The sequence below is a fragment of the Rhodococcus sp. IEGM 1354 genome (genome assembly GCF_030056855.1).
Classification (GTDB): domain Bacteria; phylum Actinomycetota; class Actinomycetes; order Mycobacteriales; family Mycobacteriaceae; genus Rhodococcoides.
The window spans coordinates 15,199-30,410 of the sequence record NZ_JASHKT010000007.1 but is presented as its reverse complement, the minus strand read 5'-3'; the positions used below and the strand labels follow the sequence as shown (position 1 = coordinate 30,410).

Sequence of the window (15,212 nt, the reverse complement as noted above, 5' to 3'; positions counted from 1 at the left end):
AAGCCTGCGCTGGTTCTGCGCTCGGCCGACCTGGGGCGGTAACCTGACATGCACGTAGTGCGCGGGGTTTTTCGACGGATAGGGAGCGTCACAGTGAGCAACCGATCGAACACGAAGTTCCTCGGACCCACCCAACGGGTGGAGGCGTGGGACCAGCTCGGACGCGAACAATTCGACGTCGTGGTCGTCGGCGGTGGCGTCGTCGGTTCGGGTGCCGCGCTGGACGCGGCGACGCGAGGCCTGAAGGTGGCGCTCGTGGAGGCGCGTGATTACGCGTCGGGCACGTCCTCTCGCTCGTCCAAGATGTTCCACGGTGGTCTTCGTTACCTCGAACAACTCGAGTTCGGACTCGTCCGTGAGGCACTGCACGAACGTGAACTCTCGCTCTCCACACTCGCGCCGCATCTGGTCAAACCGCTGAAATTCCTGTTCCCGCTCACCCATCGGGGGTGGGAGCGTCCGTACATCGCGGCGGGCATCTTTCTGTACGACCGGATGGGCGGTGCCAAATCGGTTCCGCAACAGAAGCATCTGACCCGTTCCGGTGCGCTTCGGATGTCGCCCGGCCTCAAACGGAAGTCGCTGATCGGCGGAATCAGGTACTACGACACCGTCGTCGACGACGCGCGACACACGATGACCGTCGCGAGGACAGCGGCCCACTACGGCGCAGTGGTGCGTACGTCCACTCAGGTCGTGGGCTTCCTCCGGGAAGCCGACCGGGTATCCGGTGTGCGAGTACGAGATTCGGAGACCGGAGCCACGACCGAGGTTCGTGCGCACGTGGTGATCAACGCCACGGGCGTGTGGACCGACGAAATACAGTCACTGTCGAACATGCGTGGTCGCTTCCGAGTACGGGCCTCGAAGGGTGTGCACATCGTGGTGCCGCGCGATCGCATCGTCAGCGAAGCCGCGATCATTCTGCGCACCGAGAAGTCCGTGCTGTTCATCATTCCGTGGGGTGCGCACTGGATCATCGGCACCACCGATACCGACTGGAATCTCGATCTCGCGCACCCTGCCGCGACCAAAGCCGATATCGATTACATCCTCGGTGAGGTCAACGGTGTGCTCGTGACGCCCCTCACGCACGACGACATCGACGGCGTGTACGCCGGATTGCGGCCGCTACTGGCAGGTGAAAGCGACGAAACGTCCAAGCTGTCCCGCGAACACGCGGTCGCTCGGGTGGCACCGGGACTCATTGCCATCGCCGGCGGCAAGTACACGACTTACCGGGTGATGGCCGAGGACGCAGTTGATCTCGCGGCCGAGGACATCCCGGCGCGGGTGGCGTCGTCGATCACCGAGAAAGTGCCGCTCGTGGGTGCGGACGGTTACTTCGCGCTGGTCAATCAGGCCCCGCACCTGGGCGAAGTACACGGATTGCATCCGCACCGAGTGACTCATCTGTTGGACCGGTACGGCTCGCTGATCGACGAGGTGCTGGCCATGGCGGACGGCAAACCCGAACTGCTGCAGCCGCTGACCGACGCGCCCGCTTATCTGCAGGTCGAGGTGGTCTACGCCGCTGCTGCCGAGGGCGCACTGCACCTCGAGGACGTGCTGTCGCGGCGAACCCGAATTTCCATCGAGTACTCGCATCGTGGGATGAACTGCGCGGGTCAGGTCGCAGCACTCATTGCCCCGATCCTGGGTTGGGACGAGGCGACGGTCGACCGTGAGGTGGACACGTACCGGGCTCGGGTCGAGGCCGAGATCGAGTCGCAGCGTCAGCCGGACGACGAATCTGCCGACGCTCTCCGCGTCGTCGCACCCGAAGCCCGTCAGGAAATTCTCGAACCCGTCCGGACCCTCTGAGTCACGGGACTCGAACCAGCGTCCGCGGTGCGCGAGCAGCGGTCGCGCCGGAGACCGCCATGACCAGCAGGGTGAGTATCGCAAGTGTCAACATACGATCCATGGTGTTCGTCGAAGCTGAGAACAGGCTTGGTCGGCCCTGACGAAGGTATGTGAAGGCCGGTCATCTCTGGCAGTGCGGGCAGTAGTAGATCTGCCGTTCCTCGAGTGGGTTGTCACCGATCAGTCCGAACTCGATGGTGGTACCGCACCGTCGGCACGGCTTGTTCTCGCGGCCGTACACCCAGAAATGACGACCCGCGCGTCGATCCCCGGTCGTGACGCGTTGGTTGCGATTCTTGTTCGCGGTGATGGTGCGAAAGGACAGGTCGATCATCTTCTTCAGGTCTCCGGCGTCCTCGACCGGCGTCCGGGGATCGACCCCGCGAAGGAAGCAGATCTCGTTGCGGTAGACATTGCCGAGTCCGGCTATGTTGCGCTGATCGAGCAGGGCCAGGCCGATCGGTCGGCCGGGGTCCGACTCCAGATTGGTCAGGGCGACACCTGGGTCCCAGTCGGGTCCGAGTAGATCCGGTCCGAGATAGCCGACGGCTTCGTCCTCGTTCTCGAGGATCTCCAGTACGCCCAGCTCGAATCCGATGGCCTGCGCGTTCGCGGTGTTGAGAATGATCCGAGCTTGGAAGGCCGGACGACGCCAGCGAGCCCCCAGTGCGTAGACGTGCCAGGTGCCTTCCATCTTCAGGTGCGAGTGGATCGAGTAGCCGCCCACTCTGATCAGCAGGTGTTTGCCCCTCGACGCGACGGACTCGACCGTTTCGCCGGTGAAGTCTACTGTGGCGTAACGGGGTACACGAATGTCGCAGGCGGTGAGCTGTTGGCCCTCCAGCGCTGCCCGCAGAGTGTTGGCGGCGCGCCAGACGGTATCGCCCTCGGGCATCTACGTCCTCTCTCGTTCTTCGGTTCTCTTTTTCGTCAGCGGTGCGGTGCCTCAGCGCCGCAGGCGTAGTCCGCGGGGAGTCGCCGAGAAACCGGCCGCGGTCAGCGTCTTCGAGAAGTCCGTGCCGTGGATGTCGTGACCGTTGATCCGTTCCACCAGTAACTTGTCCACCCCGCCGCGCTTGACAGTGGTCGCCAATGCAGTTGCTGCAGAGGCGATGTCCTCGGTGTTGTCGCCGAAGGTGAGCACCGACTTCCCGCCACGTTCGACGAACATCGTCAACTCACCGCGAACGAGTACGACCAGCGCTCCCGCCTTGCGACCCGGCCGGTGCTTCGTCGTGTCGTCGGTGTCTTCGCCGCCGGCCTTCGGCCAGGGCAATGCTCCGCCGTAGGGGTTGGCCGGATCGCACGACGCGAGTACGACGGCGGTGGCGTTCTTCTTCGGTTCGTCGTAGCTGCGCAAACGGTCGACGACGTCGGAGGTGGAGAACTGAGCGCCGCCGAGCGAATCGACGAAATAGCCGCGTCGGCAGCGACCCGAATCCTCGAAACCCGTGAGCACCTTGTACATCGTGGCGAATCCGCCGGGGACCCCTTCGTTCATGACCGAACCGCGGGTCACCACGCCATAGCGTTCGAGAAGTACATCTGCGGTGGCGTGAGCCCGGACGGTGAGGTCCGGTTCGAGTTCGGGCAATCGCGACCATCGGCCGCCGGCCGTCGGGGGGCCGGTGCGGGTGGGTAGAGACGGCCGCTCGAACTGACGGTAGGAACGCAGGCGCGGTGTTCGACGCGGTGCTCGATGACTCGGAGCCGAGCGAGTGGCCGTGGAGTTCAACAGCGCTCGCAGTGGCGCGAACGTGTCGTTGCTGAGCCGTCCGGCCCACACCAGCTCCCAGAGCGCAGCCTGCAGAGCCGTGTCGTCGGTGCTGCCGACGGTGTCCGAGAGCTGCCGGAAGAAGTACGCACCGCCGCCCGCGACGGCGTCCTGAATTCGAATCTGCAACTCCGACAGGTCGGATTCGGCGGCAGGCACCAGGGTCAGTGGCGCGGTATCGGCCATATGCAGGCTCACCCAGCCGTCCTTCGACGAAATCGCACCGTGTCCCGCCCACAACACCTCACCGGTAGAGGTCAACTCGTCGAGCATGGCAGGGCTGTAGTCGCTCACCCGGGAGGCGAGTACGAGAGACTCCCACGCCGACGCCGGAACCGGCACGCCCGCAAGCTGTTCGATGACCGTTGCCACGCCGTCGATCCCGCTCAACCGGCGACCGTCGACGTGCTGCCACGCCGGCAGAAACCGGCCGAGAGTGGCGGTGGACACGGGTTCGACTTCCTGCCGTGCCGCCGCCAGAGATCGCCGCCGCAGTCGCCGGAGAACCTCGGCGTCGCACCATTCGCTGCCCGTTGCACCGGGACGGAATTCGCCCTCGACGACGCGTTTGTCCACCGCCAGTCGGCGCAGGACGTCGCGTACCACCGCGGTACCGACGCCGAAACGCGCGGCTGCGTCGTCGAGGGTGAACGGACCGTGGGTTCGGGCGTATCGGCTGATCAGGTCGACCAGCGGATCGTCGACGGGCTCGATGAACGCGGCGGGCGTGCCGATCGGTAGCGGAACACCGAGTGCATCGCGTAGCCGGGCCGCGTCCTCGATGGCCGTCCACCAAGTCCGTCCGGCGAACGAGACCTCCATCGCCCGCTTTGCATCGGCCAGTTCGTCGAGCCACTGCGGGAATTCGTCGCCGTTGGTGCGCAGGCCGACTTCCTCGACGGTCAGCGGACCGAGCAGCCTCAGCAGATCCGCAACGCCTTCGATGTCCTTGGCGTGTCGTTCCTCGGGCAGTCGCTGCAATTCGAGTTCGGTGGTGGTGATGACGCTGTCGTCCAGCAGTTCTCGCAGCTCGACGCGTCCGAGCAACTCGGCCAGCAGCGCCGAATCGAGAGACAGTGCGGCGGCCCGGCGTTCGGCGAGCGGGCTGTCGCCCTCGTACATGAAAGCGCCGACGTAGTTGAACAGCAACGAATTCGCGAACGGTGACGGTGACGGCGTCTCGACGTCGACGATCCTGATCTGGCGTCGACCGATGCGGGCCAGGATGTCCTCGAGGGCGGGGAGGTCGTAGACGTCTTGCAGGCACTCGCGCACGGTTTCGAGCAGGATCGGGAACGTGGGGTATTTGCGAGCCACGTCGAGCAGCTGTGCCGAACGCTGCCGTTGTTGCCACAGCGGTGCACGCTTGCCAGGGTTGCGGCGGGGCAGAAGCAGTGCGCGAGCGGCACATTCGCGAAATCTCGACGCGAACAATGCCGATCCGCCGACCTGCTCGGTGACGATGTCGGCAATCTCGTCACGCTCGAACACGAACAGTTCTGCGCCGGGCGGCTGGTCGTCGGTATCGGGAAGCCGGACGATGATGCCGTCGTCGGATGCCGTGGGGGCGGCGTCGATGCCGTATCGCTCGATCAGCCTCGCGCCGACCGCGAGGGCCCACGGCGCGTGTACCTGCTGACCGTAGGTGGAGTGCAGCACCAATCGCCAGTCGCCGAGTTCGTCGCGAAAGCGCTCGACGATCATCGTCTTGTCGGTGGGGAGCTGGCCGGTGGCCTCGAGTTGTTCGTCGAGCAATGCGATGAGGTTGTTGACCGCGTTGGCGTCCAGGCCGTCGGTGCTCAGCCGCTCGGCCAGGTTGCTGCGGTCGGTGGTGCTCCGCAGGAACTCGCCCAGGGCCCGACCCAATTCGGCAGGTCGACCGAGGCCGTCGCCGTGCCAGAACGGCAGCCTGCCCGGTTGGCCGTATGCGGGACTGACCAACACTCGGTCGTGGGTGATCTCTTCGATGCGCCAGCTGGTGGCACCGAGTGCGAACACGTCGCCCACTCGTGATTCGTAGACCATCTCTTCGTCGAGTTCACCTACCCGCGACTGCTTTTCGCCCACCATGTAGACGGTGAACAGGCCGCGGTCGGGGATGGTGCCGCCGGACGTGACGGCGAGTCGTTGAGAGCCGGGCCTGCCGGTCAGGGTGTTGGCATCGCGATCCCACACCAATCGTGGTCGCAGCTCGGCGAATTCGTCGGATGGGTAGCGACCCGACAGCAGATCCAGAGTCGACTCGTACGCCGAACGCGGCAGAGTAGCGAAACTGCCGGTGCGACGGACGGACTCGAACCAGTCCTCGGCGTCGATGGGTTCCAGTGCGCACGCCGCGACGGTTTGCTGGGCGAGGACGTCGAGGGGGTTGGCCGGGACGAAGAGGGCCTCGATCTTGCCCGACGTCATGCGTTCGACGGTGACCGCGCAGTGGATCAGATCGGTTCGGTGCTTGGGGAACAGCACGCCCTTGGAGATCTCGCCCACCTGGTGGCCGGCGCGACCGACGCGCTGCAGGCCACTGGCCACCGACGGCGGTGCCTCGACCTGGACCACCAGATCGACTGCGCCCATGTCGATTCCGAGCTCCAGGCTGCTGGTGGCCACGACGCAGCGCAGACGGCCGGTCTTCAGATCGTCTTCGATCAGCGCGCGCTGATCCTTGCTGACGCTGCCGTGGTGGGCCCGTGCCAGCAGAGGATCGGCACCGTGATTGACGTCGGATGCTGTGCCGACCTGGGACGGTGGCTTGTGCTCGGTATCGACGCCGCCGCCGATGCGCTCGGCGTACACCTCGTTGAGGCGCGCGGTGAGACGCTCGGCGAGCCGGCGCGAGTTGGCGAAGACGATGCACGATTTGTGCTCGAGGATGAGATCGACCATCTTCTCCTCGACGTGCGGCCAGATCGATCCCTGGACCGGGGGAGCGGCCGAGGTGTCGGCGTTCGAGTCGGTGACGCCGAGTTCGGTCATATCCTCCACGGGCACCTGCACCGTCAGGTCGAAGGTCTTCGGTGCAGGCGGTGCGACGATCTCGATGGGAGCGGCACCGGCGAGGAATCTGCCCACTTCTTCGTGGGGTCGCACCGTCGCGGACAGGCCGATGCGTTGCGCGGGCTTGTCCAGCATCGCGTCGAGCCGCTCGAGAGACACAGCGAGGTGCGCGCCACGTTTGGTGCCTGCGACGGCGTGTACCTCGTCGACGATCACCGTGTCGACCTCGGCCAGGATGTCCCGCGCCGCGGAGGTGAGCATGAGGAAGAGGGACTCGGGAGTGGTGATGAGGATGTCGGGCGGAGTCTTGATCATGGTCCGGCGATCGGCAGCGCTGGTGTCGCCCGAGCGGACTCCGACGGAGATCTCCGGCGGGTTCAGACCGAGACGCTTGGCCGTCTGAGTGATGCCGACCAACGGAGCTCGCAGGTTGCGCTCGACGTCCACTGCGAGTGCTTTGAGAGGCGATATGTAGAGCACCTTGGTCTTGCGGGTGCTGTCTGCACCCAGTTGGGCCAGCTCGTCGAGGGCCCACAGGAACGCCGACAGCGTCTTGCCCGAACCGGTCGGCGCGACCACCAGGGTGTGCGACCCGCTGGAAATGGACGACCACGCACCGAGCTGCGCCGACGTGGGGGCCGGAAATGCGCCGGTGAACCACTCACGGGTCGGCCGCGACAGCTTCTCCATGATGTCGGTGCCGATACTGTGCGTGGCCATCCCACCATCATGCCCCGAGGCACCGACAGGTAATCCCGTAGCGCGAAGCTCGTGCGCTGCGGTGTCGTTTGGCCCGATTCGGGTACCCGGTGGCCATGACCGACGACCAAGAGATCATGCAGAAGATTTCCGCGAAACTCGACGCACTGCTCGGCAGCAAGACCAACGGCCTGCAGAACGAGGTGCCGCCGGGTGCAAGCATCCAATCGGACGAGGACGACGCCGAGCACGGTCCACTCGGCCGGGACTACCACCTGGCGAGCAAGTACGCCCAGGCGCTGGCCATCAACGAGCCTCAGGTGATCGACCGGGACGAGTTCGACCGCTTGGTGGCCGAATACGGCTGAGCCGAGGCCCCGGTGAGCCCCGACCCCCGCGTGGGATCGGGGCTCATTGCTCATGGGTGGACCTGGCGAACACCCGGGGCCGGTTCTACAGTCGAAGGAGTGACCGAACGCAAGAAGCCAGGAGTCACGTTCGAGTCCTGGGTCGACAAACAGATTCGCGAGGCGCAGGACAAAGGTGCCTTCGAGGGACTCGATGGCACCGGTAAACCCATCCCGATGGGCGATCCCGACGACGAACTGTGGTGGGTTCGCGGCTATCTGAGGCGAGAGAACCTACCCGTCGATGCTCTGTTGCCCACGGCGTTGGCTCTGCGCAAAGAGATCGAGCGGCTGCCGTCGACGTTGATCGGTCTTCGGCGGGAAGATTCCGTACGAGACGTGTTGGACGAGCTCAATACTCGCATCGTCGATTGGATTCGGTTTCCTACCCCGCCGATCGTTCCGCTCGGCCCCGTAGATGTCGAGACGTGGGTGTCGCGATGGCGCACCAATCGAGCCGAAGTAGACCGACTGGAAAGAAGACACGACGCCGAGTCGGCTGCGACGTCGGTCGGGCCCTCGGCGGGGAACCCCAAAGGCGCTTCGTGGTTCACGCGCGTTCGCGGCAGGTTCAGCTGGTGGCACTGAGCCCGATCGTTCTCGCGCAATAGGTCAGAGCGTCCGCCGCAGTGGACACGAACGGCAGCGCAGCTGTGCCGTCCACGCGAACTCGAGAAGGTAGAAGCCCGTCGGGGCACTTCGGCTCCTCCAGCGTCGTCCACCCGGTTGCGCGCCGGCGCAGGCCTCCGACCAGGGTGTCGGTCGCGTGCCTGACTCCGCTGCGCAGCGCAACCGGGGCGGTGTCGAGGTGCGTGCGGACGAAGCGCAGAGCGGCGTCGACGGAGTCGACGGTCTGAGTGGCCGATGATCGACCGCGCAGTCCGGTGCTCAGGCCGTGGCCGGGGAGGTCCAGTACCACCACGTCGACGCCTGCCCGTGCGATCTCGGCGGCCAGTGGTGTCAGGTAGCGGGCATGCAGACCGGTATCGGCAACCAGCACCACCGATTGTTCGGTGGCCGTAGCCGATCGGTGTACTTCGATGTGCACTCGCCCGCCGGCGATGTCGAGTTGCCGGTGCTCGATATCGAGGCCGGCGACGTCTGCGCGGGCGAGCGCGATCGCGTCGGAGGCCGGCCGCAACGCAGCCTCGCAGGCGAGGTCTCGCTCGAGGGCATCCGCGCTGCGCAGCAGAGACTTGCCCTGCAGCAGAATCATCGAAGCGGCAGCCTCGTGAGAGGTGAGGGTGGGTGCCCATCCGGTGGCGGCGCCGAGCGCGGTCGAATCGACAATGGGCTCTCCGGGCGTGACCCACTGCCCGGAGAACGGCGTGATGCCGAGGGCGAAGGCGATGTTCGCGATGCGCGTCGCCGCCTTCTGTGGCACGTCGAACATCAGCTGCCCCTGCATCGCGGCGAGTTCGCGAACGCCCACCCAATCGACCGGTCCCAGGTTGTACGGACCGACGAGGTCGGTCTTGGCTGCGCGGTGGAAGGCGTCCGCCATGTCGTCCTGGAACAAGAATTGATACGACGCGCGATCTGCTTCGGGAAACGCGCCGACCGGGCCGGTGAACTGGTCGATCCCGTCGTTGGCGAAGTCGGGTCCGACTATGTATGTGCACCGCAACATGGAGATGGTCATCTCGCCGGGGTGCCTACGGAGCCACCACTCCGCGTAGTGTTCTACCTCGGCCTTGTCGTAGAAGTAATAGCGATTGGGATCGCCTGCAGGATAACTGTTCTCGGTGAGCGGCTCCGGAGCGATGTCGGCACCGTATGCGTTGATACTCGAGGCGACCACCACGCGTGACACCCCCGCTCGATATGCGGAATCGATGACGTTGCGTGACCCGCGAAGGTTGATGTCGTGGGTCTCGGTCTTGTCTTTGAGCTCCTCGACCACGAATGCCAAGTGCAGCACGACGTCGCAATCGGCGAACGTCTCCTCGAGGTCGGGAGAGCGAATGTCCGAACGGATCGACGTGAACTTCGGGTGCGTGATTCGGGCTGGGCGACGGGCTATCCCGACGACCGCGTCCACCTCGGGATCCTCGAACAGCCTCGGGAGTATCGCGGCCGCGAAGTCGCTGGTGGCTCCGGTGACCGCGATACGCAAGCCGCGGTGTCGCTCACTCATGAGGGCAGCTCCGCTACGGCCTCGATGATCTGTTCCGTGGCGGTCGACAGCTGCTGTTCGGTGTGGGTTGCCATCACACACAAGCGAAGTAACGCACCGGACTTCGGCACCGCGGGATGCAAGGCGGCGCTGGTGAAGATGCCACGGTCGTAGAGGTTCTTCCACAGACTCATCGCTACGAGGTCGTCGCCGATGTGCAGGGAGACGATGGGCGCGGCCGTATCTCCGTGGGGTGTCGACGAGCGGCCCGCCACGTCGAGGCCGGCCGATTGCAGTCCGCCGCGCAGGATCTCGGCGTTGTCGAGTACGCGCCGAGCCCGATCCTTACCCTCGTCGCTACGGATCAGGCGGACCGACGCCAATGCGCCACCTACTGCAGCTGGCACACCCGAGGTAGTGAACAGGAAGGCGCGGGCCTTGACCCGGAGAGTGTCGATCAAGTCACGCGATCCGGTCACGAATCCGCCGGTGGAGCTGGGGCTCTTCGACAGTGACGCCATCGTGACGTCGACGTCCTTGGTGATGCCGAACAGCTCTGCCGCTCCGGTGAGTTCGGGCCCGTAGATACCGAGACTGTGGGCTTCGTCGACCATCAGCGCTGCGTGATAGCGGATACACAGCTCGGAGACCGCGTCGAGCGGTGCCAAGTCGCCTTCCATGGAGTACAGACCGTCGACGATGACCAGCACGGCTCCGTCGTCGACGACGGGCTGCTGAAGTTTGGCCTCCAGGTCGACCATGTCGTTGTGCTTGAACTTGACCACCGTCGCGCCCGACAGGGCGCTGCCGTCGCGGATGGATGCGTGTGCGGCAGAGTCGACGATCACGGTGTCACCGGGGCCGACGATCGCACTGATCGTTCCGAGGTTCGTTTGATAACCCGTGGTGAAGACGAGTGCGTCATCGGTTCCGTGCCACTGGGCGATCTCGTGTTCGAGTTCGAGGTGGAGGTCCAGAGTGCCGTTGAGCAAACGACTTCCGGTGACGGCGCTGCCGAACGTATCGAGCGCGTGCTGGGCACCCTCGACAACCTTCGGATGGTCGGCGATGCCCAGGTAGTTGTTGGATCCGAGCATGATCTTGTCTCGGCCCTCGACACGAACGACCGGCGCGACAGCCGATTCCATCTTTCGAAAGTAGGGAACCACATCGGCGTCTCGAACAGCGCGCAACAAGTCCACGCGCTCGTCTCCGCCGAGTCTTTTCATCAATCTGTTGACAACCATCGTGTACCAGAACTCCTTACAGAGTCGATTGTGGATTGTCGCGAATTCATGAATTGATTCGGAGCGGGCCGCACGGGCGATTGGTATTCAGCAGAAGAATATTCGTCGTTTCAAAATATGCTCTCGCAACGGAAATCGGTTTGTAAATCAGCTCCGAAAAATAACTCCGGTATCTTTCGAGTGGGAAACTTTACGAGAACTTTAGTTTATCGGCGCAGGTGGGAGGGTATTGTCGGAGGCCAGTGCGAATTCACCTGCTCTACCGCTGTCCACACTGATAGTCGACTCATTTGTCCCGGTCAACCGATGGTACAAATAGGTCGGCGCTGCAATCAATCAGTGGCACACAATCGATTAGTGACACAAGGAGATGAACTGTGACTGGATTAATGGTGCGCGAAAGAGAAACGCTCGAGAAGTACATGCCGGGTTTACTGGACTATTTGGACACAACCCCGCTGGACCGATTGGAGTCTCGCGATTCGGACGCGATCGACAAGTTCCGGGAATTCGGCGGTACCGGTTTGGTGGTCCCGGGTGAACTGGGCGGTCTCGGCGCACCGGCTATCGACGCGGTCCGGGCTCAGAGGGCCATCGGGTCTCGCTCGCCCTCTCTCGGCGCGGGAACCACGATGCACCATCTCTCACTCGCTTCGCTGACCGAATTCGCTCGCGATGCCACCGAGGACGACCGAGCATTGATCAAGGGGTTGGTCGACCAGAAGGCGATCGTCGCTTCCGGGTTCTCCGAGGGCGTCACCGGTGGGAGCGTGTTCATTCCGACGATGACAGCCGTGAAGAAGGGCGACAACTACATCGTCAACGGAAGCAAGAAGCCATGCAGTCTGGCACGTTCGATGGACTTGTTGACCTGCAGCGTCGAGATCGACTCCGGCGACCGCGCCGTCGCGCTGATTCCGGCCGGCCTTCCGGGTATGAGTGTGAAGCCGTTCTGGACCACCGACATTCTGGCCGGCGCGCAAAGCGAAGAAGTGTCGCTCGAAGACGTCGAAGTGCCGGCAAGCCTCGTCCTACCCAACAAGGACGACGATCCCGATGGCGTGCACGAGATGACCGGTTACCTCTGGTTCGGGATGCTGATCTCCGCCAACTACATCGGCGCAGCGACCTCTCTGCTCGAGCGGATGATCGAGCAGGACAAAGGCGACTACGAGGGCTACGTTCGGGCGGCGGCCGAACTCGAGGTGTCCATGGCGGCAATCGAGAACGTGGCCCGCGCCTTCGACGAAGGTGAACGCGGACAGGATATCTCGGTGAAGTTGTTGTTCGACCGCATCGCGATTCGTGACGCACTGGTGCGCAGCAGCTCGGCTGCCATCGAATCGCTGGGCGGGATCGGCTTCATCAAATCACCCGAAATAGCCTATGTTGCATCGGCTTTGCACGCCTTCGCATTTCACCCGCCATCACGGCGGTCCATTTCGGAGACCCTGGCCCGTTTCCATGCAGGTGAAGATTTCGCCTTCGTCAAGTAGCGACTACCGCTGTTCGTCTTCCAGCTCGTCGTTCAACTTGTCCTCGCCTCGGTTGCGGAAGAACTTGAACCCGGGGATGCCGATCACGGCGCGCCTGACGTCCTTCGTCACTCCGAGAAGTTCGTGGATCTCGGGGGAGACCGTATCGAGGGTCGCGAGGATGGGAAGTAACGCTTCCATGTGGTCGAGAAGTCCGGGAAGCTGATCGACCATGGCGATCGCTGCGTCGACCTCGTCGTCGGACAGGTTGTCGACGAACCGCCGAGCCATGGGCTCGGACTTCTTGGCGATGGGATCGAACAACTCGATCAGTTCCAGCGCCGTATGCGAGGCGGCCGATGCCGACGCGACCACGATGTCCGCGGCACCGGTCGTCCGTTGTACGTGGGCAACCACCGCATCGGCCGAGTCGATGACATTGTCGATTCGTGTCATCAATGTCTCTATACGGGTCAACAGTGCTTCGATTCTGCCGGGGAGGGTAAGCGCGAATTCGGCCGTGGTGAACATCCAGCTCGCACCGGCCCGCGCCACTGCGGCTCCTCGTCGAAGCACCGTTTCGGTACCGAGAGGGTCGGGGAGGACCACACCTGCCAACACGAGAGCCATAGGAGCGACAATGCCACACCGACGCAACGCCCCGACTGCCGTTAGCCTCGACGCATGACAGTCCTCGTCACCGGTGCCAGCGGATACATCGGATCTCGGCTGGTGGCGGCCCTGTTGGCAGACGACACGGACGTCGTCGTCGGGTCTCGAACTCCGAAGAATCTGCGCTCGTTCGATTTCTTCGATTCCGTGACCGCGGTGTCGCTCGACGTCACGAACGCACAGTCGTGCGCTGCTGCCTTCGCCGAAGCAGGCGACATCGATGTCGCCTACTACCTGGTGCACGCGATCGGCGAAGCCGACTACCGAGCCCAGGATCGGACGTCCGCCGAGCAGTTCGCCGCGGCTGCGGCGCGAGCGGGAGTGCGGCGCATCGTGTACCTGGGCGGTTTCGTCCCCGACGATGCTCACCTTTCGGAGCATCTGGCCAGTCGCGCGGACGTCGGTGAGGCCTTGACGGTGGACGGTGTCGACCTGGTGTGGTTGCGAGCGGCGATCGTCATGGGTGCCGGCTCCACCTCGTACGAGATGCTGCGCTACCTGGCGGATCGCCTGCCGGTGCTGCCGCTGCCGAGTTGGCTCACCGAACCCGTCCAACCGATAGCAGTCGACGACGTCCTGCACTACCTGGTGGCGTCGGCCGACACCGACACCGTTCCAGCAGGTTCCTACGACATCGGCGGCCCGGACGTGGTGCCGTACCGAGATCTGGTGTTCGCCTACGTCGAAGCCGCCGGGCTGCAGCGCATCGGGATACCGGTGCCACTCGTGCCGACGTCCCTGGCCGGCAAGGTGATTGGAAAAATTATTCCTGTGCCCGCCGGGCTCGCCGAGGATCTGGTCGGTTCACTGCACAACACGATGACCACGTCGGAGAGCCGGATTCGGGATCTCGTCCCCGATCCGCCCCGTGGTCTGACCACCATCGCAGACGCCATGGCACGTAGTGTGCGAGGAACCGTGGGCGAGCCGCCCGGGGTCTGTGCACTGAAGGACCCGCTGCGACTGGCGAACACCGATGCAGCTTGGAGCGGCGGAGACGCGCTCGGCGTTCGGCGGCACGGCGTGGCAGCGTCCTCCGACCGCACCTGGGGTCTGGTCGAGGCTCTCGGCGGCCGCCGACTGCTGGCGTCGAAGCCCGTGGCTGCAGCCGTGCGTACCAACCTGGATGTGGCTGCGAGTGTGAACCGACGTGCGAAGTCGGTCGTGCGCCGACTGACCGATACCGAGGAGGCCTGATGGCAACGTGGTCGACGACCGCGCTGAACGTGATGAAGTCCGCTCTGGTCGATCCTGTCGAGCGCGACCACAGAGAGTCCGACGCGGCGTTCAAGAAACGGCGCATCATCGTGCTGATCACGCTGGTGATCGGTGCGACGGTGTTGTACTTCTCGCTCAAGGTGGAACCGGGCGACCCGTCGTTCTACGCACTGACGCTGGTGTTGGCCGCCGTCTGGATAGTCGGTGGATGTCTGTCGGGGCCCTTGCACCTCGGACGGATCAAGGTGGGCGGGTCCATCAGGCGGCCGATCGTCACCCCCATCCTCATCGGTCTCGCCGTCGGTGGCGTGTTCATGCTCGGCGGCCTCGTCGTCCGCCAAATTCCGCCGCTCGCCGATTTCACCGAGAACGTACTCGCACACGCCCGAGTGGGGTCGCTGGTACTGATCGTGTTCATCGCGTTGCTCAACGGTGTCGCCGAGGAGATCTTCTTCCGTGGAGCTCTGTACTCCGCGATCGGAGTCAAGCATCCGGTGATCATCTCGACGGTCGTCTACACCATCGCCACTCTCGCGTCCGGCAACCCGATGCTCGGCTTCGCCGCCGTGCTGCTCGGTTACGTGATGGGACTGCAACGTCGCGCGTCGGGCGGAATTCTGGCTCCGATCCTGACGCATGTCAGCTGGTCGGCGGTCATGGTTCTGGCACTGCCCCCGCTGTTCGTGTGAGCAGACGGCCATTGTCTCGTGCGGGCACAGGGCCTCGGCGGGGATCTGAGCTAGA

Annotated in this window: 11 protein-coding genes; 6 read left to right on the top strand and 5 right to left on the bottom strand. The window is 64.3% G+C overall.

Going from position 1 to position 15,212, the window contains the following annotated elements; all coding sequences use genetic code 11:
- Positions 1 to 48: 48 nt before the first annotated feature.
- The gene (locus QM588_RS16520; RefSeq protein ID WP_442972938.1) at positions 49 to 1,824 is read left to right on the top strand and encodes a glycerol-3-phosphate dehydrogenase/oxidase; all 1,776 of its coding nucleotides are present in this window, start codon (positions 49 to 51) and stop codon (positions 1,822 to 1,824) included.
- A gap of 163 nt (positions 1,825 to 1,987) precedes the next feature.
- Here the strand turns inward: QM588_RS16520 and QM588_RS16515 are convergent, their stop codons facing one another.
- Entirely contained in the window at positions 1,988 to 2,761 is a 774-nt protein-coding gene (locus QM588_RS16515; RefSeq protein WP_283314909.1) for a DNA-formamidopyrimidine glycosylase family protein, read from the bottom strand.
- A gap of 51 nt (positions 2,762 to 2,812) precedes the next feature.
- On the bottom strand, positions 2,813 to 7,354 hold the full coding sequence (locus QM588_RS16510; RefSeq protein WP_283314907.1) for an ATP-dependent helicase: 4,542 nt from the start codon (positions 7,352 to 7,354) through the stop codon (positions 2,813 to 2,815).
- 95 nt (positions 7,355 to 7,449) lie between these two features.
- Here QM588_RS16510 and QM588_RS16505 point away from each other — a divergent pair, with 95 nt between their 5' ends.
- Together QM588_RS16505 and QM588_RS16500 are read left to right on the top strand one after the other, a co-directional pair.
- A complete protein-coding gene (locus QM588_RS16505; protein ID WP_027496446.1) occupies positions 7,450 to 7,701 on the top strand; it encodes a hypothetical protein in 252 nt (83 codons plus the stop codon).
- Between the two features lie 99 nt (positions 7,702 to 7,800).
- Positions 7,801 to 8,328 carry a J-domain-containing protein gene (locus tag QM588_RS16500; protein ID WP_283314903.1) on the top strand — a complete coding sequence of 176 codons (528 nt, stop codon included), beginning with the start codon at positions 7,801 to 7,803 and terminating at the stop codon, positions 8,326 to 8,328.
- On the opposite strand, the gene QM588_RS16495 is transcribed toward QM588_RS16500, so the two are convergent.
- Positions 8,312 to 9,877, bottom strand: coding sequence for an NAD-dependent epimerase/dehydratase family protein (locus tag QM588_RS16495; protein WP_283314902.1), 1,566 nt, complete (start codon positions 9,875 to 9,877; stop codon positions 8,312 to 8,314). The two genes, QM588_RS16500 and QM588_RS16495, sit on opposite strands and share 17 nt — an antisense overlap.
- Entirely contained in the window at positions 9,874 to 11,103 is a 1,230-nt protein-coding gene (locus tag QM588_RS16490) for an aminotransferase class I/II-fold pyridoxal phosphate-dependent enzyme (RefSeq protein ID WP_283314899.1), read from the bottom strand. The genes QM588_RS16495 and QM588_RS16490 overlap by 4 nt, the downstream gene beginning before the upstream one ends.
- Positions 11,104 to 11,480: 377 nt before the next feature.
- Here QM588_RS16490 and QM588_RS16485 point away from each other — a divergent pair, with 377 nt between their 5' ends.
- On the top strand, positions 11,481 to 12,599 hold the full coding sequence (locus QM588_RS16485) for an acyl-CoA dehydrogenase family protein (RefSeq protein ID WP_283314896.1): 1,119 nt from the start codon (positions 11,481 to 11,483) through the stop codon (positions 12,597 to 12,599).
- Between the two features lie 3 nt (positions 12,600 to 12,602).
- On the opposite strand, the gene QM588_RS16480 is transcribed toward QM588_RS16485, so the two are convergent.
- The gene (locus tag QM588_RS16480; protein WP_283314895.1) at positions 12,603 to 13,208 is read right to left on the bottom strand and encodes a ribulose 1,5-bisphosphate carboxylase large subunit; all 606 of its coding nucleotides are present in this window, start codon (positions 13,206 to 13,208) and stop codon (positions 12,603 to 12,605) included.
- A 54-nt stretch (positions 13,209 to 13,262) separates the two neighbouring features.
- On the opposite strand from QM588_RS16480, the gene QM588_RS16475 reads away from it, so the two are divergent.
- A complete protein-coding gene (locus QM588_RS16475; RefSeq protein WP_283314893.1) occupies positions 13,263 to 14,447 on the top strand; it encodes an NAD(P)H-binding protein in 1,185 nt (394 codons plus the stop codon).
- Positions 14,447 to 15,157, top strand: coding sequence for a CPBP family intramembrane glutamic endopeptidase (locus QM588_RS16470; protein ID WP_283314891.1), 711 nt, complete (start codon positions 14,447 to 14,449; stop codon positions 15,155 to 15,157). Before QM588_RS16475 ends, QM588_RS16470 begins: the two co-directional genes overlap by 1 nt.
- Positions 15,158 to 15,212: the final 55 nt, after the last annotated feature.

Bases quoted from the DNA above. Each gene is read 5' to 3' on its own strand.
- QM588_RS16490 (WP_283314899.1), bottom strand. From the start codon at position 11,103: ATGGTTGTCAACAGATTGATGAAAAGACTCGGCGGAGACGAGCGCGTG.
- QM588_RS16480 (WP_283314895.1), bottom strand. From the start codon at position 13,208: ATGGCTCTCGTGTTGGCAGGTGTGGTCCTCCCCGACCCTCTCGGTACC.
- QM588_RS16470 (WP_283314891.1), top strand. From the start codon at position 14,447: ATGGCAACGTGGTCGACGACCGCGCTGAACGTGATGAAGTCCGCTCTG.
- QM588_RS16510 (WP_283314907.1), bottom strand. From the start codon at position 7,354: ATGGCCACGCACAGTATCGGCACCGACATCATGGAGAAGCTGTCGCGG.
- QM588_RS16495 (WP_283314902.1), bottom strand. From the start codon at position 9,877: ATGAGTGAGCGACACCGCGGCTTGCGTATCGCGGTCACCGGAGCCACC.
- QM588_RS16520 (WP_442972938.1), top strand. From the start codon at position 49: ATGCACGTAGTGCGCGGGGTTTTTCGACGGATAGGGAGCGTCACAGTG.
- QM588_RS16515 (WP_283314909.1), bottom strand. From the start codon at position 2,761: ATGCCCGAGGGCGATACCGTCTGGCGCGCCGCCAACACTCTGCGGGCA.
- QM588_RS16505 (WP_027496446.1), top strand. From the start codon at position 7,450: ATGACCGACGACCAAGAGATCATGCAGAAGATTTCCGCGAAACTCGAC.
- QM588_RS16475 (WP_283314893.1), top strand. From the start codon at position 13,263: ATGACAGTCCTCGTCACCGGTGCCAGCGGATACATCGGATCTCGGCTG.